The organism is Niallia sp. FSL R7-0648, from assembly GCF_038007005.1.
GTDB classification, from domain to species: domain Bacteria; phylum Bacillota; class Bacilli; order Bacillales; family Cytobacillaceae; genus Niallia; species Niallia circulans.
Genome location: NZ_JBBOWE010000001.1, coordinates 1,229,699 through 1,251,685, shown reverse-complemented (window position 1 = coordinate 1,251,685; position 21,987 = coordinate 1,229,699). Strand labels below are relative to the sequence as shown.

The following is a 21,987-nucleotide window of genomic DNA, read 5'->3' as shown; positions in this document are numbered from 1 at the left end:
TTAGATAATAATCTAAGTAGGTGATGATGTCAAGATATGGTATAATATTTTTTCAGCATATCTTTTCCGTAGAAAAGATCACTAAACAAATCCTTATCTGTTTCTCCGATTTCTACTCCTTTAACAATTCGAAAAACAACCAAAATAAAAAGGGCCTAACATAAGCCCTTCTTTTTATCACCCTAACAGGTCTAATGATCATTCATTTAGCTTGCTTTCTCTGCACACTGGAAGTACAAGGTGGAACGTCGTACCAACCCCTGGTTCTGACTCAACTGTCACTTTCCCTTGATGCTCTTCAATAATTTGATAGGATACTAGTAAACCTAAGCCTGTTCCTTTTTCTTTGGTCGTATAAAATGGTTCTCCAATTCTTGCAAGTATTTCCTTGCCCATTCCTCTTCCATTATCACGGATTGCTATATGAAAGTAATCCTGTTTATATTCAATGGAAACAGCTATTTCCCCGCCGTCTTCTAATGCCTCTATTGCATTTTTTATAATGTTTATAAATACCTGTTTCAATTGATTTGGTTCACAATATATAGTCGGCATATCTTCTGTAAACATTTTTATAATTTGAACATTTTGTAGCACTGCTTGTGCATACAGCAATTCGATCGTATCATTCATAATTTGTCTTATATCTCGTTTTACATATTGAACAGCTTGTGGTTTAGCAAGTAATAAAAATTCATTAATAATGGATTCAATCCTAGTAAGCTCCGTTTTTATTACAGAAAAATACATTTCATTTTCCTGTGAGGCAACTCCATCTTCTAGCAATTGAATAAATCCCTTTAAAGCTGTCATTGGATTTCGAATTTCATGAGCTATACCCGCTGCCAATTCTCCCACTACATTTAAAGTAGATGACTTTCTCAGCTGTTCTCCCAATAAGGTATTTTCGGTAATATCACGTAATGTAGTAATACTTAGTCCTGAATAAATATTAAATTTATTACGATATTCAAGCTGCGTATATTCTCTATTATTAGGAAACTTTACCGTGTAGAGCCCTCTATTTTGTCCATCCTTTTTTACATTTAATAATTTCGGCTTTATATCTTCTCCAATCGTTTTTGCAGGTGGGAGAAAGGATATTAAATCTACACCGATCAAATTCTCTTTACTTTTATGAAGGAGACGTTCGGCTGCTTTGTTCATATCAATTATTTGATAGTTTTGATCCCAAATGATAATACCGTCAAAAACTTCTTCAAATGTATTCTCAAACATCGCCTTACTTTCACGTAATTCCTCTTCCATTTTATAACGTTCCGTGATATTACGGAAAATACTCATGTTTAACCCTTCCACCGAATGAAGTTTAGTTGTAAATTCTAGTATTTTTTTCTGTCCATTTGGCATCAAAAACATCAATTCTTCTCGATTAGATTTTTTATAATAGAGATTTTTCATCATATCCATGTACCGTTTATCTTTTTTATAAAAAAAATCACTAATCCTTGATTTTAATAATTTTTCTTCAGAACTTTCAAAAATTTTTAAAGCTGATTCATTTGCTGCAATAATCTGCCCTGATTCTTTCCAAAGAACAATACCATCCAGTGCCTCTGTAAAAAAATCATTATAAAGCTTTTGCGCTTCTTTCTCTTTTTCTCTTTCACATTCCTTTGTTATCTTTTCAATAATTGTAATAAATCCCATCTCACCGGGCAATCGACTAGTTTGCGTTTCAAAATAATGTTTTCGCCCATTAATAGTTAATGGGAATATGCTTTGAAAAGTACCTGATTTGGTTTTTATAGCATCCATATGTTCCCTTATCACCAAACGTTCTTCCTGCTGCACAAAATGCGTTATATTCCTATCAACTACTTGATTCATATTCACGTTAAAGTAATCACAAAGATATTTATTAATATCTAGAATAACTCCATTACTATCAAATATAACCATCCCTACATTTATTGTTTGGAAAGCAATAAATCTCCTATCTCGGAGAAGACTATATTTTTCTAGTTTTTCCTTTAGAAGGGTATTCTCTCTTTCCAATTCCCTCAGTTTATTTTGTAATTGTCGATATTCTTCAGAATAGGATATACTATCCATCTTTATGGATACCCCCCTTATCAAACGTAGTGATTACATAATTCTACATTATTCTTGAATTTCCTTTCCTTCTGAAAAATTTAAAGAAAAAAAGTAAATTAATTTACAAATGTAGAAACAAATGTAACTCTGATAGTAGCCATAATCATTTTAATATCTACCTCTCCCTTTACTTCAGTCAAAAAAATTAAACCTTACGTATTATTAATAAGAATTTTTATTTTTCCTTCGCCTAACGTACATTGCAATTATGTAATAAACAGAAGTTATTTAGTTAACAGATTAACGACAGGGGATTAAAACAATGGAATTTGTGTTATATATAGTTAGTGAAATGAAATATAGGATATTTCCGTTCATGAAAGGATGAGTTTATGAAACAACGGGATTACTACTTTGATAATGCAAAATTTATTTTGATTTTTTTCGTTGTCTTCGGTCATTTTATCCAATCATTCATAAATGACAATCAAAATATTTATACGCTATATAAAGTAATTTACACTTTCCATATGCCAGCATTTATTCTTATTTCGGGATTTTTTGCCAAAGGGATAGCGGAAAAGGGATATATAAAAAAATATGCAAAAAAACTAATCATTCCCTACCTTATCTTCCAACTTGTATACAGCATTTTTTATTATTTTCTATATGGAAAATCAACTTTTGCCATTGAACCGTTGACCCCACATTGGTCCTTATGGTTTTTAATTAGTTTGTTTTTTTGGAACATCTTTTTACTAGCGTTTGTGAAGTTAAAGCCTATACATGGAATCTTACTTTCCTTTATACTAGGATTAGCGATTGGTATGGTCGATTGGACGTCCAGCTATTTAAGCTTAACGAGAACCTTTGTGTTCTTCCCTTTATTCTTAATAGGATTTTATATGAAAAAAGATCATTTTGCTTTAGTAAAAACAAAAAAAGCAACCATCCTAGCTATTGTTATTTTCACGATTGTTTTTATAGGATTTCACCTATTCCCTACTGTTAATTATCAATGGTTATTCGGATCAAAATCTTATGAAGCCCTTGGAGAAGGTTATTTTATAGGGATGGCTATTCGATTATTTTTCTATCTATTAAGTTTTCTGATGATTTTTTGCTTTTTTGCTTGTGTACCAAAAAAGGAATATTTCTTTACTAAGTTCGGAAAATCAACATTATATGTATATTTACTTCATGGCTTTTTTATCCGTCTCTTTAGACAAAGTGACTTACCAGATATTTTTGAATCACCTAGGTCATATGTGATGATTATAATTGTATCTTTCTTAATTACAGTACTGCTTTCAAGCAATATAATTATTTCCTTTACACAGCCTATTATTGAATTAAAAAGTTCTAAATTAAAAAAGCTATTCTCAAGAGTTCAGCGCTCTCTTCAAACTAATAGATAATTTTTTGTTCCCATCAGTGAAGAAATTTACTGATGGGAAATTTTTTATTTTTTTCTAGTTGCTCTCTTTGTTTTATCCTTTGTTAAGGCTCCTGTATCATAGAATTTACTTGCATTAACATCACCAAACTCTTGGCCAAACTCTACATTTGAAGCTTCTGTCTGTAGTTGTTTTTTTATTTTTTTCGCCATTTATTGTCCCTCTCTTCCATGCTTTGCATTACGATTAGCACCTTTGATTGGGTTTTCGCCCCTACTAAATTCAGCGGAAAATTCTGTTTCCTGCGTATTTTTCTTTGGCGTCTTGCTGTATTTTTCTACACTGTTAACTTCAGCTTTTCTCTTAGCCATTATGATCTCTCCTTTCCATTTACATCATTATTATCCACATGTAAAAAAAAAGATATGCTTTCCTACTTTTGTCAAACAATCATAAAAGAATGGAGCTGTTAAAATAGACAGCTCCATTCACTTCTTACTTACCCTTATCCAACAATGATCCGTTCTTTTGGATAATGGAAGTTATCCTTTTTCTCTTTTCCTCCAATAATATAGATAAAAGAAGTTAACCCTATTCTTCCGATGAACATAAGCAGCATAATTACACACTTACCAAAGGTAGATAATTCTGGTGTTAATCCTAAAGAAAGTCCAGTTGTTCCAAATGCAGAACAAACTTCGAAAAGAATCACAATAAGGGACGCCTTTTCAGAAATAGATAAGGCAATGACAGCGACAAGACAAATACCAATCGCAAATATCGTTACAACCAATGATTTTATAATATCCTCTTCATGAATTTCTCGTTTAAATATCTTAATATACCTATTGCCATTTGCATAATGATAAATAAATAAGATATTCAATGCAAAGGTTGTTGTTCTGATACCTCCTCCAACTGAACTTGGGGAAGCACCAATAAACATAAGAAAACAAAAGATAAGCAAAGTTGTCATAGAATACTCATTTAATTCCATTGTTGCTAAACCGCCGCTTCGAGTGGAGGTAGAATGAAAAAAGGCATTGAAGAATATTTGATGCCAGCTCATTCCTGCATAATAATTACCCCATTCTAAGACAATAATCATAATCGTTCCAAATAGTAAAAGAAAACCGAAAGTAATGGTTGTTAACTTAGTGAATAAAGAAAACTTTAGATGGTTTTTCCCTTCTTTTGGAAACAGGTAATTTTTCACTTCGATAAGCACGGGAAATCCAATTGCTCCTAATGTAATTAAAATAATATTAACAAGTTGGACAAAATAATCATCCTTAAAGGGAGTAAGTGATTCTCCTGTTAAATCTAATCCTCCATTGGTTGTCGCACTAACAGAGGCAAAAGTTCCATGTAAAATCGAATCCCCCCAGGTAGGATAATAATTATGAAATTGCATTGAAAGTATAATAGCACCCAATACTTCAATAATAAGAATGATTTTGATAATTTCTCTTATTAAATTGACGAGACCTGAAAGATTAGATTGATTGTGGTCAATCATTATTAACTGTCTCTCTCTTAAACCAATCTTCTTACGAAGAATCATCCAAAAGAATGTACCTATTGCCATTACTCCAATACCACCAAATTGCAGAACAAACATTAATATTATTATTCCAAATGTACTATACGTTTCAGCGATATTAATTACAGTAAGTCCTGTTACACTTACTGCCGTTACAGCAGTAAACAATGTATCCATAAAGGAAACTGTTACTCCTTCTTTATGTACTCCTGGTAAACTTAATAATAAAACCGATATGCTGACAGCTAAACCATAATAACTGGTTATCATCTGCGCAGGAGTCAAATTTTGAAGGACTAACTTAAACTTCTTGCCCATTAAAAAACAATTCCTTTCTTTGAAGCTACCCATATATCCTATTTAATGATGGCTTTATTTATCATAGATATTAAACAGTATAAGTTATCTATCCCTCGACGTTCAAGCTAATCTTAAATGTTTAGGAAACTTTTAAGATTAGTTTGATTATTTTTAAGTACTATTAATTAATGAAGCAATGGAGGTTTCCCTATAGGCTAGGTTAACCTATAAACAACAATAAATCCTATTTTCTCCCGTATACACAAACTTTACCACTAATGAACTAAAAATAAATCCACATATTATTAATACAGAATCATTTATCATTACTTTTTTGGAAACAATTAATTGATAAATAAACTGTACTATATATTCATAAGGAGGAAACAAAAATGGCTTCTCGAAATAAATTATTAGTTCCAGGAATTGAACAATACTTAGATAGTGTTAAGTATGAAATTGCGCAAGAATTCGGTGTGAATTTAGGATCTGATACTGTTTCACGTGCTAATGGTTCTGTTGGGGGAGAAATAACAAAAAGACTTGTCCAACAAGCGCAGGCAGAGTTATCTGGAAAAACGCAATAAGTTAAATCTGCTGAACTAAAGTCCTGAGCAAAAAGAAAAAGCCATTCCTAATGAATGGCTTTTTCATCATGCTTATGCATTACTTTCTTTTGCTTTAACTGCTTCTTTATTGGAGAAGAGATATCCACCAACTGCAATAGCTACTAGCACAAACCAGAAGATTCCTTTCCATATTTTCGATTCCGGAAAATGCTCATCTAAGAATCCTACCGATGGATGTGCCAACGTAAATACTGCTAATTTCACCCCAACCCAGCCTACAATTAAAAATGCTGCTGTTTCTAGAGATGGACGAGAATGAAGTAACTTCACAAACCAGTTTGCAGCAAAACGCATAATGATCAATCCAATTAATCCCCCAAGGAACATAACTAAGAATTGTCCTCCATCAATGCCGCCTAGCGTAAACCAATTTGTTTTTGGTAATGTAATCGCAAGGGCAACCGCTGCTAACATGGAATCAATCGCAAAAGCAATGTCTGCTAATTCTACTTTAAAAACAGTCATCCAGAAACCCGATTGTTTCTTCGGCTTCTTGTCTTTATCGTCTTCATTCTTCTTCGCATACTTTCCGTAAATATTATGCACTGCAATAAAGAGAAGATAAAGCGCCCCTATCGCTTGCACTTGCCAAACATCCACTAAATAAGAAATCATAAATAAAGTAGCAAAACGGAATACAAAAGCACCCAATAATCCGTAGAAAAGTGCCTTTTTTTGTTGTTCTACGGGCAAATGCTTAACCATAACAGCCATTACAACCGCATTATCAGCTGCTAGTAACCCCTCTAAAACGACAAGAATCAGTAAAACCCACCCATACTCTAGTAACATGCTTGCATCCAATAAAATTTCCCCCTTTAGGTTTTTATTTGTATACTCCTATTAGCAGGTTTTGCTACGACTTTCGTTATTATGTACAAAAGTGCGCAAAAAAAGACCTTTGCCAAATAGGCAAAGGTCTTGCTAAGCACTAATATGCCAACAAAGCCGATGGCATATGCCATGAACTGACGACTTTGTTTTAGGTATTAAACCTAAAAGCTACTCCCCTTTGAGTAGTATACAAATATTAATATGTATTAATTATATACAATATTGAACTATTTGCCAATGGTTTTTTGCATATTTTTTAATTTTACTGATAATTTTTTTCTATCTGTATTTCTTTCATCTTGTTTCTTAGTCAATCATCATTTTCCTCTTTAAGAATGTTTCTTTTTTTAAAATAAATTAAGCAATACTTAACTACATACCCACTAATGATTCCAGGTATCAAAAATACCATGGGCAAAAATACAGGACCTAACAATACTCCAAATAACTTCATTTGTGTCGAATAAAAAACACCTACGGTAACAAAATATGCGCAAAACACAAATGGTAAGAAAGCATATTCATTTTCTGATTCCATAACTTCCTTATAGGCATCCCACATTGCGAACATATATAAACACGGATAAAACAATATCCATTGAAAGTCGATAATTTCAATTGCCTCTTGGATATTGCCACAAAAACTCAGCATAATAGCTAAATTAAAATTACTTTTCGCATTTATAATAAATTCTAAGATAACTAATAGTGTTCCTTTCCAATATTTTTTCAATAATAACTGACTAAAACCAGGTAAAGCTATACTCCACATGATTGCTTCAATTCTACTTAGGCCCTTCATTGGTATCACCATCTATTTTTCTATACCTACTATTACATTTTTAGCGAAATCTTGATATTTTATTCAAAATAAATTGTTATATTTTTACAAAATAAAAAAATGGATGAAAATACTGTTTATAGAGATCCATATTTCATATAAACACTAAAAAAGAGCCCTAGGGCTCTTTTTATAATATCTGAGATAAAAACGCTTTTGTCCGTTCATGCTTCGGATGATCAAATAGTTCTTCCGGTTTTCCGGTTTCTACAATTTCGCCTTTATCAAAAAGGATGATTCGATCTGCCACTTGTCTTGCAAAACCCATCTCATGTGTTACCACCAACATGGTCATGCCTGACTCTGCTAGAGTTTTCATAACATCTAATACTTCCTTTACCATTTCAGGATCTAGTGCAGAAGTAGGTTCATCAAACAGCATAATCTTCGGCTGCATCGCTAATGCTCGTGCAATTGCAACACGTTGCTGTTGTCCACCTGACAATTGTCCTGGATACTTATTTGCTTGTTCTGGAATACCAACTCTTTCAAGTAATTCTTTCGCAATTTGTTCTGCCTTTGTTTTTTTCCACTTTCTCACCCAAATTGGTGCTAAAGAGATATTCTTTAGGATAGTCATATGAGGGAATAAATTAAATGATTGAAACACCATTCCCGTTTCTTTCCGAATTTCTTCAATGTTTTTCAAATCATCTGTTAATGCAATATTATCAACCGTTATGTGCCCCTTTTGAAATTCCTCTAAAGCATTTATCGTACGAATAAAGGTTGACTTACCAGAACCTGATGGTCCTAAAATTACAATTACCTCCCCTTGCTTTACCGTAAGATCTACGTCTTTTAATACATGGTGGTCTCCATACCATTTATTCAATTTAGTAACTTTAATAATATCCTCTCTCTCATTTAGAGGCGTCGACAATTTATTTACACTAAAGACACTTTCCATCCTCTCATTCTCCTTTCTATCTCGTCCCTACACCAAGTGATTTTTCTATATGCTTACTTACATGCGACATTAAGAAACAGAAGATGAAGTATATAAAAGCAATCACAATATATAACTCCATATATTTACCTAAATATTCCGGATTTGCAGCAATTTTTTTTCCCATTCCAAGAAAATCTGCTAATCCAATAACCGCAACTAAAGATGTATCTTTAAAGATGGAAATAAATTGACCAACCATAGCTGGGATAACTGCTTTTAAAGCCTGTGGCAATATGACAAAAATCATTACCTTAAAATTATTTAATCCTAGAGCTTGCGCTGCTTCAAATTGTCCTCTCGGTATTGATTGCAGACCTCCACGGATATTTTCTGCTAAATAGGCCGCACTGAATAAAGTGAATGCTATCATTGCCCGGACTACATTATCTAGTTCGATTCCCCCAAGGAACATCGGCAGCAATAATTGGGCAATAAATAACACCATAATCAGCGGCATTCCTCGGATTAATTCTATATAAAGAATACAGCAATATTTGATTATAGGCAGTTTACTTCGTCTCCCCACTGCTAGGAGTAAACCTAATGGGAAAGAACAAATAATTGCAACCGAAGCGATAACAAGCGTTAATAAAAATCCTCCCCAAATATTTGTTTTTACTGGCTCAAGTACACCAAACCCATTAATAATAGAAAGAGTAATCGGTATATATAAAATCCATAATATAAGGAGGGGGATTTTTAACTTCGGAACATATTTTCCGATAAAGTAAAAAAGGAATATCACTGCTGCACTCGTAAATAAATATACTTTTGATTCCATTGCCGTATAAGGAATTACTCCAAATATAACTAGAAGAATACTAAGACTAATGGCAACATGTCCGATAATCCCTCTCCAAGCTCCCCAAGTAGTACCTAAAAACACTGATAATAACAGAAGAGATATCCACAATCTCCATATTTCTTCTATTGGAAATTGTCCGACAAAGAGGAGCCTTAAATTGTCAGTAACAACTCCCCATTCACTTGCCAATAAAAACTTACCTATTCTCGTAAGCAAATAGATAGTAACCATTAATGTGACAATCGTTAAAATAGCATTTTTCCAATCCTTAAATAAGTTATTTTTCAGCCATAATTGTAATTTCTTTTGTTTATTCAATTTTTTCGTTTCCAAAACTGGTTCCGTATTCAGTTGTATATTATCCATTTACCTCCCTACCTTTCTACCAGCTGGAATTTTTTATTAAAAATATTCATTAACAGTGATGTAGTTAAGCTAAATAATAAATACACTGAAATAACAATTAATAAAGTTTCTAATGTATGTCCTGTCTGGTTAATAATTGTATTTCCGATTCCAACAATATCTTGATATGCTACAGCCATTGCTAAACTTGAGTTTTTTATTAAATTTAAATATTGGCTTGTTAATGGCGGGATAATGATTCTAATTGCTTGCGGAAAAATAATTAACCGAAGTGCTTTATGACTTTTAAATCCAAGCGCTTTAGCAGCTTCTGTCTGCCCTTTTGGAACCCCCATTATTCCTGCACGAACAATTTCAGAAATATAGGTTGATGTATAGATTGTTAAGGCAGCTAAAACAGACATAAACCCGATGGATAATGACGTTCCTCCTTCAAATGAATTGCCATTAAATACAGGAACAGAAAAACCAAGTGGTCCATTTCCTAAAATAATATAGATAATTATCGTTCCAATTACTATTAATCCCACACTTGAAATGAACGGATATGTAGACTTACCTGATTCTATCGATACTTTGGTTAATTTTTTGAATAAAATTATGCTTCCTGCGATTAAAAAAATTAGAATGACAAGCCAGATCAGCGTATTATCCTGTAAGGTAAACCACGGAATAGAGGCACCTCTATTTGAAAAATAAAACGGCCCAACCGATATAGCATCTTGAATTTTCGGCATTGGTAAAAAAACAGCAAAATTCCAAATGAAAATTTGAACCAATAATGGTGTATTTCTAAAAACTTCAACATATACTGTTGCCACTTTACTGACTAACCAGTTGTTTGATAATCTCGCAACTCCTACAATGACTCCAATAATAGTTGCAAGGATAATCCCAAAAACGGAAACCTTAAGTGTATTTAATAATCCTACTAATAAAGCACGTGTATAAGGATCGTCAGGTGTATAACTAATAATAGATTCTGCTATAGGGAAAGATGCTTTTAAATTTAAGTAGTCTAATCCTAATACTAAACCTATTTGTTCGAGACCTGATATTACATTTCTCACCATAAAGGCAATTACTATTCCTACAATTAGAACAAAGATAATTTGACTAATTATCGGGACCACTTTTCTATTTCTCCAAAGAGGAGTCGATGTTGTTTTTTTCATTTCCACTATTTCTCACCTCTCACTTAAAAGAATAGGGGGTATCTCAAATAGATTAGACACTTTGGTTTTTGAGACCCCCCATATTTTTATCTGTGTTATTACCTATTAACGGAATGGAATAGAGTACAATAATCCCCCATCAGTATATAACGCATTTTGTGCACGCTCTAATTTGAACACTGTGTCAGGGCCTAAATTTCGCTCGTATATTTCACCATAGTTACCAACTTGTTTAATTACTTGGTAGGCAAAATCATTGGCTAAGCCTAGCTGTTCTCCTAGATTACCTTCCACTCCTAAAAGACGCTTAATCTCTGGGTTTTCACTAGTTAAGAAATCATCTACGTTTTTAGAGGTAATACCGAATTCTTCCGCTTGAATGGTTGCATATACAATCCATGATACTGCATCCGCCCATTTTTCGTCTCCATCCTTCACAGCTGGAGCTAGTGGTTCTTTTGATAATGTTTCTTCTAAAATAATATGAGCATCTGGATCCTGCAAAGTAGACTGGCGAGAAACTAATCCTGATTTATCTGTTGTCCAAGCATCAATAGAACCCTGTTCATATGCAGCAATTACAGCATCTGCATTATCAAATGTTTGTGCTGTATAGTTAACACCAGCTGCTTTCATCTGATCAGCTAAGTTTAATTCGGTTGTTGTTCCCGTTTCTACTCCAATTGTTTTACCCTCTAAATCTTTCAGTGTTTTGATTCCACTATCCTTTGGAACCATTATTCCCTGCCCATCATAGAAAGTAACTGGAGCAAAACTTAGCCCCACTTCAGCATCACGGTTTGTTGTCCAAGTTGTATTACGAATTAATACATCTACTTCACCAGATTGAACAGCAGTAAAGCGGTCTGTAGCTGATAGTGGTCTAAACTCAATTTTGGAAGGATCTCCAAGAACTCCCGCTGCAATCGCTCTTGCAAAATCAACATCAAAACCAGTATTTTTTCCATCTGAACCTATGTAGCCAAAACCAGGAAGAGCATCATTAACACCTGCTTTTAATGTCCCTCTATCTTTAATGGTTTCAAGTAAACTTTTAGAAGAACTTGTTTTTGCACCATTAGTACTTTCCCCATCTGATCCTGACTTACTTGAGCAGCCAGCTAAAGCTAGAACAAGCACTAATAAAATACTAAAAGTAAGCGACAAACTTTTCTTCATACAATATATCCCCCTATATCTTGTTTTTATGATACTAGCAAACTCTAATTAAAAGAATATTCAATCTATTATATTTACAAGAATACTCTTATTACATCGAATGTTAGTATCAGTCCTATTAGAAGTTAAAAAGCCAACTCATTTAACAATTGTTTGTTAACTTTTGTAACATCATGTTTTTATTATACCTATTTTTATTAGAATTACAAATAGTTTTTTGAAAACTTTTAATTATGAAAACAATTTAAACGTTTTCGTTTTTATTTAGATTTACAAAAACCTTATATATCAGTAATTCGTATACCGAAAGACTTTCTTTTTTACTCGATACAAAAACCATCTCTCCGCTTTTATATCAGAAAAAAGATAGTATATATCTACGTTCCATCAAATAAAAATTATTTCAACATAACAAAAAGCTACATTTTGATAATAAACACTTGTTCCTTCTCCCTTCCTCCCCCTTTCATATGTTCGAAAATCTGACATCATTTCAACATAGAGCTAATTTTCCATTACATAAAAAAGAGACTATTTACAAAAGAATCTCCATTTAAAACAGGTAGAATACTTTTGTAATAATCTCTTCTTTTAGTGAATTATTCTTGTTCATCCATCGGATTATATAATTTCACTTCTGGATTTTTATCTTGGAACCATCTTAATGCAAATTCATTTTCAAATAAAAATGCTTTTTTGCCGTAGCGATCCTCTACGAGCAGACTTCTTCCACTAGAAAGATTTTCATTTACCTCTTCATCCACTAACCAACGGGCAATTTTTGAACCTACATGCTCCATAATTACTTCTACATTGTACTCATTTCTCATTCGATGCTCAAATACTTCAAATTGTAGCTGACCAACTGCTCCCAGCAAATAATCTTCTGTTTTGACAGTCTTATATAACTGAATTGCACCTTCTTGTACGAGCTGCTGAATGCCTTTATGAAAATGTTTTTGTTTCATTACATTCTTTGCCGTTACCTTCACAAAAAGCTCAGGTGTAAATTGAGGTAGTTTTTCATATTGGTAAGCATTCTTGCTAACCGTTAATGTATCGCCAATTTGATAAAAACCTGGATCATACAACCCAATAATATCTCCACTAACCGCCTCATTAACTGTACTTCGATCATCTGCCATAAATTGTGTAGATTGCGCTAACTTTACTTGCTTCCCTGTTCTAGGTAAATTAACCGTCATGCCTCTTTCAAATTTCCCAGAACAAATACGTAAAAACGCAATACGGTCACGGTGAGCTGGATTCATATTCGCTTGAATTTTAAAAATGAACCCCGAAAACTCTTCTGATAAAGGATCAATCTCTCCAATGGTAGATTTTCTAGCTTGTGGAGACGGTGCAAATTGCAAATATGTTTCTAAAAATGTTTGTACCCCAAAATTACTTAATGCACTGCCAAAAAATACAGGTGTTAAATCACCATTATTAATTTTCTCCTCAGAAAACTCATTTCCAGCTTCATTTAAAAGCATAATTTCTTCTAATGTTTGATCATATAAAGAATCCTGTTTAATTGGATGATCTCCTTCAATCTCACCATCTTCATTTAGATCAACATATCTTTCCTTATCTTCTACACGGAACTGCTCAATTCGATTATAAAAACGATCATATATACCTAAAAATTCTTTCCCCATTCCAATCGGCCAATTCATTGGATAAGACTCGATTCCCATTACTTCTTCTAATTCCGCAAGTAATTCAAGAGGTGGCTTCCCTTGGCGATCTAATTTATTAATAAATGTAAAAATAGGGATACCTCGCATCTTACACACTTTAAATAACTTTAACGTTTGTTCCTCTATTCCTTTTGCCGAATCAATAATCATCACAGCACTATCCACAGCTGTTAGAGTACGATAAGTATCTTCACTAAAGTCTTGGTGTCCCGGTGTATCCAAAATATTTACTCGTGCATTTTTGTAGTCAAATTGCATCACACTTGATGTAACAGAAATCCCTCTTTGCTTTTCTATCTCCATCCAGTCACTTGTCGCATATTTTCCTGTTTTCTTCCCTTTTACTGTTCCAGCATCTCTAATTGCTCCGCCGAATAGTAATAACTTTTCCGTTAACGTCGTTTTTCCAGCATCCGGATGGGAAATAATCGCAAAGGTGCGACGAGATAGTACATCCTGTTTAAAATTCTTTGACATGTTACTTTCCTCTCTTTTACGGTTTCAAATTTAGTCCATTCCCTTATATTATCTCGATATATCAAAGTTTGCAATGGATTTAAACGTATTCAGCTACTTTTCTTTGTACTATTTTTCTTTTTTTATGAGTATCATCAATCTTATGTATTCCTAGCCAATTGATGAACATTACAGCTTAAGATTAATTTCTTCTAATACCTTTCCGATTGATTCATAAATGACAATGTCAGCAATGCCATCCATTTGAGTTTGCTCTTTATTAATAATGATAAGTTTAGCCCCTGTTTGCTTTGCAAGTAAGGGAAATTGATTTGCTGGTGAAACGGATAAAGAGGACCCTAAAACTAAGAAGACATCAGAATTTATGGCTGCCTCTTCCGCTCTCAAAAATGGCTGTTCTGGGAGCATTTCTCCAAAAAGTACAATGGAAGGTCTTAATATTCCTCCACAACTGCATGAATAGTTGTCATGTAAATATTCATCACTAGGATAGCTCCTTCCACATATTTCACAATGAACCTTTTTTAATGTTCCATGCAATTCAGCAACTTTCTGATTTCCTGCTTCTTCGTGAAATCCATCCACATTCTGTGTGATGATTTGTTTTACATAGCCTTTTCTTTCCCAATCACTTAATATGTAATAGCCATGATGCGGCTTAAATTCATGAATACCTTGAACTCGGTTACGATAAAACTCAATAAATTCTTGCACATGATTATTTAGGGCACTCGTACTGGAAAGGTATTGTTTTTTTTCAGCAGTCCATAATCCCTTATTAGCAGATCGAAAATCAGGCAATCCACTCTCCGTAGACATCCCAGCACCAGTAAATATAACAAAATAATTAGCAGACTTTATTAATTGAACTAAGGAATCCATCTATCCATTTCCCCCTAATACATATCTTATCTATTCATTTTAGCAAATAGTTATGACTCCTCAAAATTAAGAAAGAATGATTTGCTCCCCAAAAGATAATCTGTGGAACCCTGCACGTTTCATTGCACGAAAAAGTATATTTTGTATAAATATATGTACTTTATTCACTCTACTTAATATCATTAAAAGAAGACTGACTCTTCGAATCAGCCTTCCATTTTTCGTTATTTTACCATTTAAAGCAAGCTGCACCCACAATGATTAAAAGAATGAATAAAACAACGATTAAAGCGAAACCTCCGCCGTAACCTGCACCACCATAGCCATAACCATAGCCGGGATATCCACAACCATATCCGTACATTCTATTTCCTCCTTTTAATATCTGTTTCGTTACGGATTAATAAAATCCGCCGTAACCCCAAGAAGCACCAATAATTACCAATAAAATAAACAATACTACTAAAAGAGCGAAACCTCCGCCGTAACCTACTCCAACTTCACCCATGAATAAAAACCTCCTTTTTTTGATTCCATATATCCTATTCAAGAATTAAAAATGTGCGATAGACAAATGCACATTTTTTAGGTTTTTTAACCAGATATCCTTGGGATTACATTGTTCTCGTTTCTTGCTGATTTTTCCCTTATATCAAATTTTTCTTTATAAACTACAAAAGGCGCTATCTTCCGAGTTTTAAAAAAACCCTTAGAAGATAGCACCTTCATATAATTTTTTATTCTTTATTTTTTGGAATGAAATTAAAAATTTCATGTGATTCTAAACTATCTACAAAACGTTCAAGCCAATCATAATAATCTAGTGCATAATTCATTTTCTCTAAGTCATTAGTTGCATCTTTTATAACATCTTCAGAAATTCCTTCTTTATTCATTAAAGCTTTTATTTCATTCATTGATTTTTCAATTGCATATATATTTTCAGTAATCGCTAACCGCCATTTAATTGTGAAATAATCGATAAATGTTTGATACCAATCTTCTTCTGCTCTATATAAATCTTTTCGAACACCTTTTCGCCATACTTTGTCTACCATCTTCAATTCAAGCAAGGTTCTAACCGACGTACTCATACTGGTTTTACTCATCCCTAGCTCTTCTTTCATTTCGTCAAGCGTCATAGGATTTTCTTGGAACAATAGCATTCCATATAATCTACCAATTGATTCAGTCACTCCATATAAATCCATGTTTTGAGCTACGGAATCAATCACTCTCTCTCGAGCAATATTTAACTGCTCCCTATCCGTCATTTATCATTCACATCCATATTATATGTTTACTTATACATTGTAATCATGATTATTTCAATAATCAAGGTGAATCAATAATCAAGCACTTAAATACTTTTTCTGTTTATAGATTAACATGAATAAAAAAATTGTAAAGTAGTAACCTAGATAGTATATCAAAGCATTTGGGCGCATTATTAAGCATATAAGCCCTATAGTTCATACAGTTTTTTCTGTACGTTCAGAATGAATCTTTTTAACTGATTATACAGTTTGAAGTGTCTATTGGTTATCTTCTATAATATATGTAGGCTCGCTTTACAGAGCGTTTAGAATTAAAGAGGTGAAAGAATGGAAAGTATGGCAAAATTAAAAGTCGAAAATGTTACAAAGATTTTCGGCAAAAACGCAAAAAAAGCAATTCAACTACTAAATAGTGGTGAATCAAAAAAGGATATCCTCAAAAAAACAGGAGCAACAGTCGGTGTAAACAAGGCTAGTTTTGAAGTGAATCCTGGTGAAATCTTTGTAATCATGGGGCTATCCGGTAGTGGTAAATCTACATTAGTACGTATGTTTAATCGTCTGATTGATCCTACAATCGGGAACATTTATATTGATGGCAAAGACATCGTAAAAATGTCAAAAGAAGACTTACGTAAAGTTCGCAGAGAAAAAATAAGTATGGTCTTCCAAAAATTCGCTCTACTCCCTCATCGAACAATATTGGAAAATGCGGAATATGGATTAGAAATTCAAGGGATTGATAAAGCAACAAGAAAAGAACGTGCACTTGAATCACTTAAATTAGTTGGATTATCAGGTTATGAATCCCAATATCCAGACCAATTAAGTGGTGGAATGCAGCAAAGGGTCGGTCTTGCTCGCGCTTTAGCAAATGACCCAGATATTCTTCTAATGGATGAAGCATTTAGTGCCCTTGATCCTCTTATTCGAAAAGATATGCAGGACGAATTATTAGACTTGCAATCAAATATGGAAAAAACAATTATCTTTATTACACATGACTTAGATGAAGCACTTCGTATTGGCGATCGTATAGCACTAATGAAAGATGGATCCATTGTTCAAGTTGGAACACCTGAAGAAATATTAATGAATCCATCCAATGATTATGTAGAACGATTTGTCGAAGATGTAGATTTATCGAAAGTATTGACTGCCAATCATATAATGAAACGCGCAGAAGCAGTAACGATTGAAAAGGGACCTCGTGTCGCATTACAAATGATGAAGAAACTAGGAATTTCAAGCATCTATGTCGTTAATAAGAAAAGAGAATTACTCGGAGCAATCACAGCAGATGATGCACGTGCAGCTGCCGAAAAAAATGAAGGCATCGAAAACATTTTACAAAAAGATGTAATTACCGTTACAGGTGACACATTATTAGCTGATCTTTTTGATAAAGTATCAACTGCAATCATTCCAGTTGCCGTAATAGATGAACAGAATAGATTAAAAGGGATTCTGGTTAGAGGTGCAGTTATTGGAGCCCTTGCTGGTAACAACGAACTTATTAATACTCCGCCAACCGAAGAATCAGTATTAGTTGGGGGGAATGAATAATGAATAATCTAATTCCTAAATTACCAGTTGCAGATTGGATTGATTCCTTTGTTGCTTGGCTGACAACTACTTTTGAAGTATTATTTGATGGCATCACTGCAGTATTAGAATTTGTAGTAAATATTTTAGTAGGCTTCTTTGGATTTATTCCTCCTATTTTATTAATCATTTTACTTACATTACTCGCATGGAAATTAGCGAATAAGAAGATTGCAATCTTCACTCTTATCGGATTACTACTAGTAGATAATTTAGGCTATTGGGAACCCATGATTGATACACTGGCTCTTGTTCTCTCTGCTGTATTTATCTCCATTATAATTGGTGTTCCACTAGGAATATGGGCTTCACAAAATAACACTGTCCGCAATATTGTTATCCCAATATTAGACTTTATGCAAACAATGCCAGCCTTTGTTTATCTTATTCCTGCTATCTTCTTCTTTAGTATCGGGGTCGTACCTGGAGTGGTAGCATCGGTAATATTTGCTATGCCACCTACTATTCGTTTGACTATTCTTGGAATCCAACAGGTTCCTAGTGATATTAGAGAAGCGACAGAAAGCTTCGGTAGCACAACTAGCCAAAAATTATTAAAGGTTGAGTTACCACTTGCTATGCCAACAATACTAGCTGGGATTAACCAAAGTATTATGCTTGCACTATCAATGGTAGTTATTGCTGCAATGGTTGGTGCACCAGGACTTGGTGCTGATGTATATCGTGCTGTAACTCAAATTCAAATTGGGCGTGGATTTGAAGCTGGTATATCTATTGTAGTACTTGCGATCATTTTAGATAGAATTACCCAAAATGTGGGTACAAAGAAAAAGGGGGCAAAATAATATGAAAAAAATGACTAGTTTATTAGGAGCAATCACTCTTACTTTAGGGTTAGCTGCCTGTGGTTCTAACAGTGCAGACGATCCGAATGCAACAATTGGTGAAAAAGTTGATTATGAAATTATCGGCATCGATCCTGGTGCAGGTATCATGAAAGCAGCTAGTAAGGCGATTAGCGACTATGACTTAAAAGATTGGAAATTAGTAGAAGGCTCAAGCGCAGCAATGACTGCTACGCTAAAAAAAGCGTATGATAAAAAAGAACCAATTATCATAACTGGCTGGACTCCACATTGGATGTTCACTGCATATGATTTAAAATACTTAGAAGATCCAAAAGGCTCTTTTGGTGCAGATGAAAACATTCACTCCATTGCACGTAATGGATTAAAAGAAGATATGCCTGAAGCATATCAAGTTCTGGATAATTTCCATTGGACAACAGATGATATGGGTGTTGTTATGATGGATATTTATGAAGGTGAAGATCCAGCAAAAGCAGCTGAAAAATGGATAAAAGATAATGCTGATAAAGTTAGTGAATGGACAAAAGGCGTGAGCAAGGTAGACGGAGACAAAATTAAAATTGGATATGTAGCATGGGATAGTGAAATTGCAAGTACCAATGTTATCGGCAAAGTTTTAACAGATTTAGGTTATAATGTAACGTTAAGTCAAGTCGAAGCAGGTCCGATGTGGACTGGTGTAGCAGATGGCAGCCTAGATGCACATATTGCAGGTTGGTTACCAATTACGCATGAAGACTATGCGAACAAATACAAAGGTCAATTCGAAGATCTAGGACCTAACTTAGAAGGAACAAAACTAGGTCTTGTTGTACCTAGCTATATGAAAGATATTAATTCAATTGAAGATTTAAAAGAAAAAAAATAAAGAAAAAAGAGACTCATCTGAAATAATTTCAGATGAGTCTCTTTTTTCTTTATTCTGATTTATTACTTAAATTATCGTTTAACTCATTAATACTCTGACGAATATTTCCTTTGCCTGATAAATTTTCAAGTAACTCTTTTACATCGATTCCAGCAGATGCCTTTAGTGATTCTTGCATTGTTGACATTAAGTTTGTTGCATAGCCTGTGACTTTATTTGCGCCACCGTTACTGCTATCACTTCCAGTATCCACAACCGTAATCTTATCGATATTAGCTAATGGGCTGGCCACTTGTTTTGCGTATTCAGGTAACATACCAAGTACCATATCCAAGATTGCCGCTTGACCATATTGTGCATATGCTTCGGCAATTTTGCGTTTTGCTTCTGCTTCGGCCAAACCTTTTAAGCGGATAATTTCTGCTTCTGTTTCCCCTTTTGCTTTTTCTGCTTCCGCTTTTGCTAAACCATCTACCCGCACTTTTTCTGCTTCCGCTTTTGCTTGTGATTCAATACGATATTGGTTTGCATCTGCTTCGGCAATTTCTCGGCGTTTATTCGCTTCGGCAGCCTGTTCCATTGCGTAACGATCGGCATCTGCTTTCTTTTTAACCTCTGAATCATACTGCTTTTCTCTTCTTAAGATCTCTTTTTCTTCCAACTCAATTTGTTTCTGTCTTTCAATGATCTTAATTTGCATTTCTTGTTCGGTAACTTCTTGCTTAGATCGAGCACTTTCTAAATCATACGCTTGGTCAGCACGTGCTTTCGCAACATCTTGCTCTCTTCTATAATCAGCAATCTTCATTTGGTTTTCTTTTTCTGCTTCGGCAATCTCTGTTGCTCTTTCTAACTCTGCCTTTTTAGCATCTTTATCTGCTTCGGCTTTTTTGATTCTTGTTTCTTTATCTGCCTCAGCCGTTGCAATATCTGCATCTCGTTTTACTTGAGCAATTCTTGGTTTACCAAGCGATTCTAAGTATCCGTTTTTATCTCTGACATCTTTAATTGTAAAGGATACAATGACTAGACCCATTTTTGCTAAGTCATGCGAAGCAACCCTTTGTACTTCTTGCGAAAATTTATCCCGATTTTTATAAATTTCTTCGACTGTCATACTACCTAGAATTGAACGTAAATGTCCTTCTAATACTTCTCTTGCTTCGTTTTCACGATCTTGTTTTGATTTTCCTAGAAACTGTTCAGCTGCAGTGGCAATTTCACCAATAGAACCACCAATTTTAATAATAGCTGTGCCATCTGCCATAACTGGAACGCCTTGTTCTGTATATACTTCCGGTGTAGAAACATCTAATTTACTAGATAATAAACTCAGAGGTTCGGATTGCTGGAAAACTGGGAGAATAAATGCCCCTCCCCCTCTAATAATTTTAATTTTATTTCCTGATTCATCAACATGAACATTTTTAGAACCTAAATAACTACCTGTTACAATTAATGCTTCATCCGGTCCTGCAGTTTTATATTTCGCCATAAAAATACTAATAAGTGCGATTAATAAAAATGCTACAATTCCTATTACAATATAAATCTCAATGGCCATTTATTTTTCCTCCTTTTGTTTGCTTTTCTATATGCCATCCTTGCGAACAACATAAGCAACATTTTCTTTAATCTCTACTACAACCGTTTCTTCACCAAAGCCAATTTCTTCATTATAAAAGCTAGCTGCCGTTTTTGAGATATTTCCACTGATGCTTTCGATCAATATTTCTCCATAACCGTCCTTCGGAATTGTTGTAATAACTTTACCAATTCTTCCCTTAAGTGATTCATCGCTATAAACTAATGATTCTTCTGCATTGGCAAGAGGAATAAAAACAAAAAGGTGTAAACAGCTGGAAATAATAAGTGCGATTACTGCTGAAATGGAAAGAATAATGATGCTATTGATAGTAGAATACTTCTCCATAAGATAACCACTTGCTGATAATATCGTAAAAAAAGCAAGGATTAAAGTAGGATTAAATACACCAACATCTCCACCAAATAAGTCTGAAAGTAATAAGGTTAATATGACACATATTCCCGAACCAATTAAAACAGTTAAATAAATGGACGGAAGATCAAAGCCGAATAATTCCATATACATCATTCACTTTCTAAAAATTTAATTTTGCTATGTATTCACTAAAATCAGACCCCCTTCATTTTAGTACTTACCATACTTACGACTTAAACGAAGAAAGGTTTCAGGAATTTTTAGAAAAACATCTAATTTATACTTATATTGTATGAACTGACA

At 33.8% G+C, this 21,987-nt stretch carries 22 protein-coding genes and 1 riboswitch; of the genes, 5 read left to right on the top strand and 17 right to left on the bottom strand.

All coding sequences use genetic code 11. The features are described 5' to 3' along the window. Positions 1–198 precede the first annotated feature (198 nt). A complete protein-coding gene (locus tag NSQ89_RS05845; protein ID WP_341132368.1) occupies positions 199–2,076 on the bottom strand; it encodes an ATP-binding protein in 1,878 nt (625 codons plus the stop codon). A 374-nt stretch (positions 2,077–2,450) separates the two neighbouring features. On the opposite strand from NSQ89_RS05845, the gene NSQ89_RS05840 reads away from it, so the two are divergent. Then, positions 2,451–3,476: an acyltransferase family protein gene (locus NSQ89_RS05840; protein WP_095257638.1), complete on the top strand. Its 1,026-nt coding sequence runs from the start codon at positions 2,451–2,453 to the stop codon at positions 3,474–3,476. Positions 3,477–3,520: 44 nt separating this feature from the next. On the opposite strand, the gene NSQ89_RS05835 is transcribed toward NSQ89_RS05840, so the two are convergent. The 3 genes from NSQ89_RS05835 to NSQ89_RS05825 all read right to left on the bottom strand — a co-directional run bounded on the left by NSQ89_RS05835 (position 3,521) and on the right by NSQ89_RS05825 (position 5,316). Continuing rightward, positions 3,521–3,667, bottom strand: a complete 147-nt coding sequence (locus NSQ89_RS05835) for a hypothetical protein (protein ID WP_341132367.1) — start codon at positions 3,665–3,667, stop codon at positions 3,521–3,523. After that, on the bottom strand, positions 3,668–3,826 hold the full coding sequence (locus tag NSQ89_RS05830; RefSeq protein ID WP_164463606.1) for a hypothetical protein: 159 nt from the start codon (positions 3,824–3,826) through the stop codon (positions 3,668–3,670). Positions 3,827–3,960: 134 nt separating this feature from the next. Then, a complete protein-coding gene (locus NSQ89_RS05825; RefSeq protein ID WP_047942949.1) occupies positions 3,961–5,316 on the bottom strand; it encodes a TrkH family potassium uptake protein in 1,356 nt (451 codons plus the stop codon). 374 nt (positions 5,317–5,690) lie between these two features. On the opposite strand from NSQ89_RS05825, the gene NSQ89_RS05820 reads away from it, so the two are divergent. Next, positions 5,691–5,885, top strand: coding sequence for an alpha/beta-type small acid-soluble spore protein (locus tag NSQ89_RS05820; RefSeq protein WP_047942948.1), 195 nt, complete (start codon positions 5,691–5,693; stop codon positions 5,883–5,885). A gap of 72 nt (positions 5,886–5,957) precedes the next feature. On the opposite strand, the gene NSQ89_RS05815 is transcribed toward NSQ89_RS05820, so the two are convergent. From NSQ89_RS05815 to NSQ89_RS05765, 11 genes are all read right to left on the bottom strand, one after another. Beyond that, positions 5,958–6,731: a TerC family protein gene (locus tag NSQ89_RS05815; RefSeq protein ID WP_047942946.1), complete on the bottom strand. Its 774-nt coding sequence runs from the start codon at positions 6,729–6,731 to the stop codon at positions 5,958–5,960. Positions 6,732–6,853: 122 nt separating this feature from the next. Then, positions 6,854–6,950, bottom strand: a riboswitch (yybP-ykoY riboswitch). 121 nt (positions 6,951–7,071) lie between these two features. After that, the gene (locus tag NSQ89_RS05810) at positions 7,072–7,563 is read right to left on the bottom strand and encodes a hypothetical protein (RefSeq protein ID WP_095257641.1); all 492 of its coding nucleotides are present in this window, start codon (positions 7,561–7,563) and stop codon (positions 7,072–7,074) included. 169 nt (positions 7,564–7,732) lie between these two features. Continuing rightward, on the bottom strand, positions 7,733–8,512 hold the full coding sequence (locus NSQ89_RS05805) for an amino acid ABC transporter ATP-binding protein (protein ID WP_047942944.1): 780 nt from the start codon (positions 8,510–8,512) through the stop codon (positions 7,733–7,735). Between the two features lie 16 nt (positions 8,513–8,528). Next, entirely contained in the window at positions 8,529–9,725 is a 1,197-nt protein-coding gene (locus NSQ89_RS05800; RefSeq protein ID WP_047942943.1) for an amino acid ABC transporter permease, read from the bottom strand. 8 nt (positions 9,726–9,733) lie between these two features. Next, the gene (locus NSQ89_RS05795; RefSeq protein WP_341132366.1) at positions 9,734–10,858 is read right to left on the bottom strand and encodes an amino acid ABC transporter permease; all 1,125 of its coding nucleotides are present in this window, start codon (positions 10,856–10,858) and stop codon (positions 9,734–9,736) included. A gap of 147 nt (positions 10,859–11,005) precedes the next feature. After that, positions 11,006–12,079, bottom strand: a complete 1,074-nt coding sequence (locus tag NSQ89_RS05790) for an amino acid ABC transporter substrate-binding protein (RefSeq protein ID WP_047942941.1) — start codon at positions 12,077–12,079, stop codon at positions 11,006–11,008. Between the two features lie 599 nt (positions 12,080–12,678). Continuing rightward, complete coding sequence (locus tag NSQ89_RS05785; protein ID WP_047942940.1) at positions 12,679–14,259, bottom strand: peptide chain release factor 3; 1,581 nt, start codon at positions 14,257–14,259, stop codon at positions 12,679–12,681. A gap of 168 nt (positions 14,260–14,427) precedes the next feature. Next, positions 14,428–15,141, bottom strand: a complete 714-nt coding sequence (locus NSQ89_RS05780; protein WP_095321849.1) for an NAD-dependent deacylase — start codon at positions 15,139–15,141, stop codon at positions 14,428–14,430. Positions 15,142–15,370: 229 nt separating this feature from the next. Further along, complete coding sequence (locus NSQ89_RS05775) at positions 15,371–15,505, bottom strand: YjcZ family sporulation protein (RefSeq protein WP_082809995.1); 135 nt, start codon at positions 15,503–15,505, stop codon at positions 15,371–15,373. Positions 15,506–15,541: 36 nt separating this feature from the next. Continuing rightward, a complete protein-coding gene (locus NSQ89_RS05770) occupies positions 15,542–15,649 on the bottom strand; it encodes a YjcZ family sporulation protein (protein ID WP_082138357.1) in 108 nt (35 codons plus the stop codon). 229 nt (positions 15,650–15,878) lie between these two features. After that, a complete protein-coding gene (locus NSQ89_RS05765; protein ID WP_047942936.1) occupies positions 15,879–16,415 on the bottom strand; it encodes a GbsR/MarR family transcriptional regulator in 537 nt (178 codons plus the stop codon). A 330-nt stretch (positions 16,416–16,745) separates the two neighbouring features. Here NSQ89_RS05765 and proV point away from each other — a divergent pair, with 330 nt between their 5' ends. Genes proV through NSQ89_RS05750 form a run of 3 tightly spaced genes read left to right on the top strand, consistent with a single transcriptional unit; the run spans position 16,746 to position 19,721 of the window. Beyond that, the gene (gene proV / locus NSQ89_RS05760) at positions 16,746–17,984 is read left to right on the top strand and encodes a glycine betaine/L-proline ABC transporter ATP-binding protein ProV (protein WP_047942935.1); all 1,239 of its coding nucleotides are present in this window, start codon (positions 16,746–16,748) and stop codon (positions 17,982–17,984) included. Then, positions 17,984–18,829: an ABC transporter permease gene (locus NSQ89_RS05755; protein ID WP_047942934.1), complete on the top strand. Its 846-nt coding sequence runs from the start codon at positions 17,984–17,986 to the stop codon at positions 18,827–18,829. The genes proV and NSQ89_RS05755 overlap by 1 nt, the downstream gene beginning before the upstream one ends. A 1-nt stretch (position 18,830) precedes the next feature. After that, entirely contained in the window at positions 18,831–19,721 is an 891-nt protein-coding gene (locus NSQ89_RS05750; RefSeq protein ID WP_047942933.1) for a glycine betaine ABC transporter substrate-binding protein, read from the top strand. A 49-nt stretch (positions 19,722–19,770) separates the two neighbouring features. Here the strand turns inward: NSQ89_RS05750 and NSQ89_RS05745 are convergent, their stop codons facing one another. Both NSQ89_RS05745 and NSQ89_RS05740 read right to left on the bottom strand, forming a co-directional pair. Further along, entirely contained in the window at positions 19,771–21,285 is a 1,515-nt protein-coding gene (locus NSQ89_RS05745; protein ID WP_095257645.1) for a flotillin family protein, read from the bottom strand. Positions 21,286–21,312: 27 nt separating this feature from the next. Beyond that, complete coding sequence (locus NSQ89_RS05740; RefSeq protein ID WP_095257669.1) at positions 21,313–21,828, bottom strand: hypothetical protein; 516 nt, start codon at positions 21,826–21,828, stop codon at positions 21,313–21,315. Between the last annotated feature and the right edge of the window lie 159 nt (positions 21,829–21,987).

What these genes read in the sequence shown, in the direction of transcription:
- NSQ89_RS05780 (WP_095321849.1), bottom strand. Translation starts at nt 15,141, where the DNA reads ATGGATTCCTTAGTTCAATTAATAAAGTCTGCTAATTATTTTGTTATA.
- NSQ89_RS05830 (WP_164463606.1), bottom strand. Translation starts at nt 3,826, where the DNA reads ATGGCTAAGAGAAAAGCTGAAGTTAACAGTGTAGAAAAATACAGCAAG.
- NSQ89_RS05790 (WP_047942941.1), bottom strand. Translation starts at nt 12,079, where the DNA reads ATGAAGAAAAGTTTGTCGCTTACTTTTAGTATTTTATTAGTGCTTGTT.
- NSQ89_RS05770 (WP_082138357.1), bottom strand. Translation starts at nt 15,649, where the DNA reads ATGGGTGAAGTTGGAGTAGGTTACGGCGGAGGTTTCGCTCTTTTAGTA.
- NSQ89_RS05800 (WP_047942943.1), bottom strand. Translation starts at nt 9,725, where the DNA reads ATGGATAATATACAACTGAATACGGAACCAGTTTTGGAAACGAAAAAA.
- NSQ89_RS05820 (WP_047942948.1), top strand. Translation starts at nt 5,691, where the DNA reads ATGGCTTCTCGAAATAAATTATTAGTTCCAGGAATTGAACAATACTTA.
- NSQ89_RS05845 (WP_341132368.1), bottom strand. Translation starts at nt 2,076, where the DNA reads ATGGATAGTATATCCTATTCTGAAGAATATCGACAATTACAAAATAAA.
- NSQ89_RS05740 (WP_095257669.1), bottom strand. Translation starts at nt 21,828, where the DNA reads ATGGAATTATTCGGCTTTGATCTTCCGTCCATTTATTTAACTGTTTTA.
- NSQ89_RS05750 (WP_047942933.1), top strand. Translation starts at nt 18,831, where the DNA reads ATGAAAAAAATGACTAGTTTATTAGGAGCAATCACTCTTACTTTAGGG.
- NSQ89_RS05775 (WP_082809995.1), bottom strand. Translation starts at nt 15,505, where the DNA reads ATGTACGGATATGGTTGTGGATATCCCGGCTATGGTTATGGCTATGGT.
- NSQ89_RS05785 (WP_047942940.1), bottom strand. Translation starts at nt 14,259, where the DNA reads ATGTCAAAGAATTTTAAACAGGATGTACTATCTCGTCGCACCTTTGCG.
- NSQ89_RS05840 (WP_095257638.1), top strand. Translation starts at nt 2,451, where the DNA reads ATGAAACAACGGGATTACTACTTTGATAATGCAAAATTTATTTTGATT.
- NSQ89_RS05745 (WP_095257645.1), bottom strand. Translation starts at nt 21,285, where the DNA reads ATGGCCATTGAGATTTATATTGTAATAGGAATTGTAGCATTTTTATTA.
- NSQ89_RS05765 (WP_047942936.1), bottom strand. Translation starts at nt 16,415, where the DNA reads ATGACGGATAGGGAGCAGTTAAATATTGCTCGAGAGAGAGTGATTGAT.
- NSQ89_RS05825 (WP_047942949.1), bottom strand. Translation starts at nt 5,316, where the DNA reads ATGGGCAAGAAGTTTAAGTTAGTCCTTCAAAATTTGACTCCTGCGCAG.
- NSQ89_RS05755 (WP_047942934.1), top strand. Translation starts at nt 17,984, where the DNA reads ATGAATAATCTAATTCCTAAATTACCAGTTGCAGATTGGATTGATTCC.
- NSQ89_RS05810 (WP_095257641.1), bottom strand. Translation starts at nt 7,563, where the DNA reads ATGAAGGGCCTAAGTAGAATTGAAGCAATCATGTGGAGTATAGCTTTA.
- NSQ89_RS05835 (WP_341132367.1), bottom strand. Translation starts at nt 3,667, where the DNA reads ATGGCGAAAAAAATAAAAAAACAACTACAGACAGAAGCTTCAAATGTA.
- proV (WP_047942935.1), top strand. Translation starts at nt 16,746, where the DNA reads ATGGAAAGTATGGCAAAATTAAAAGTCGAAAATGTTACAAAGATTTTC.
- NSQ89_RS05805 (WP_047942944.1), bottom strand. Translation starts at nt 8,512, where the DNA reads ATGGAAAGTGTCTTTAGTGTAAATAAATTGTCGACGCCTCTAAATGAG.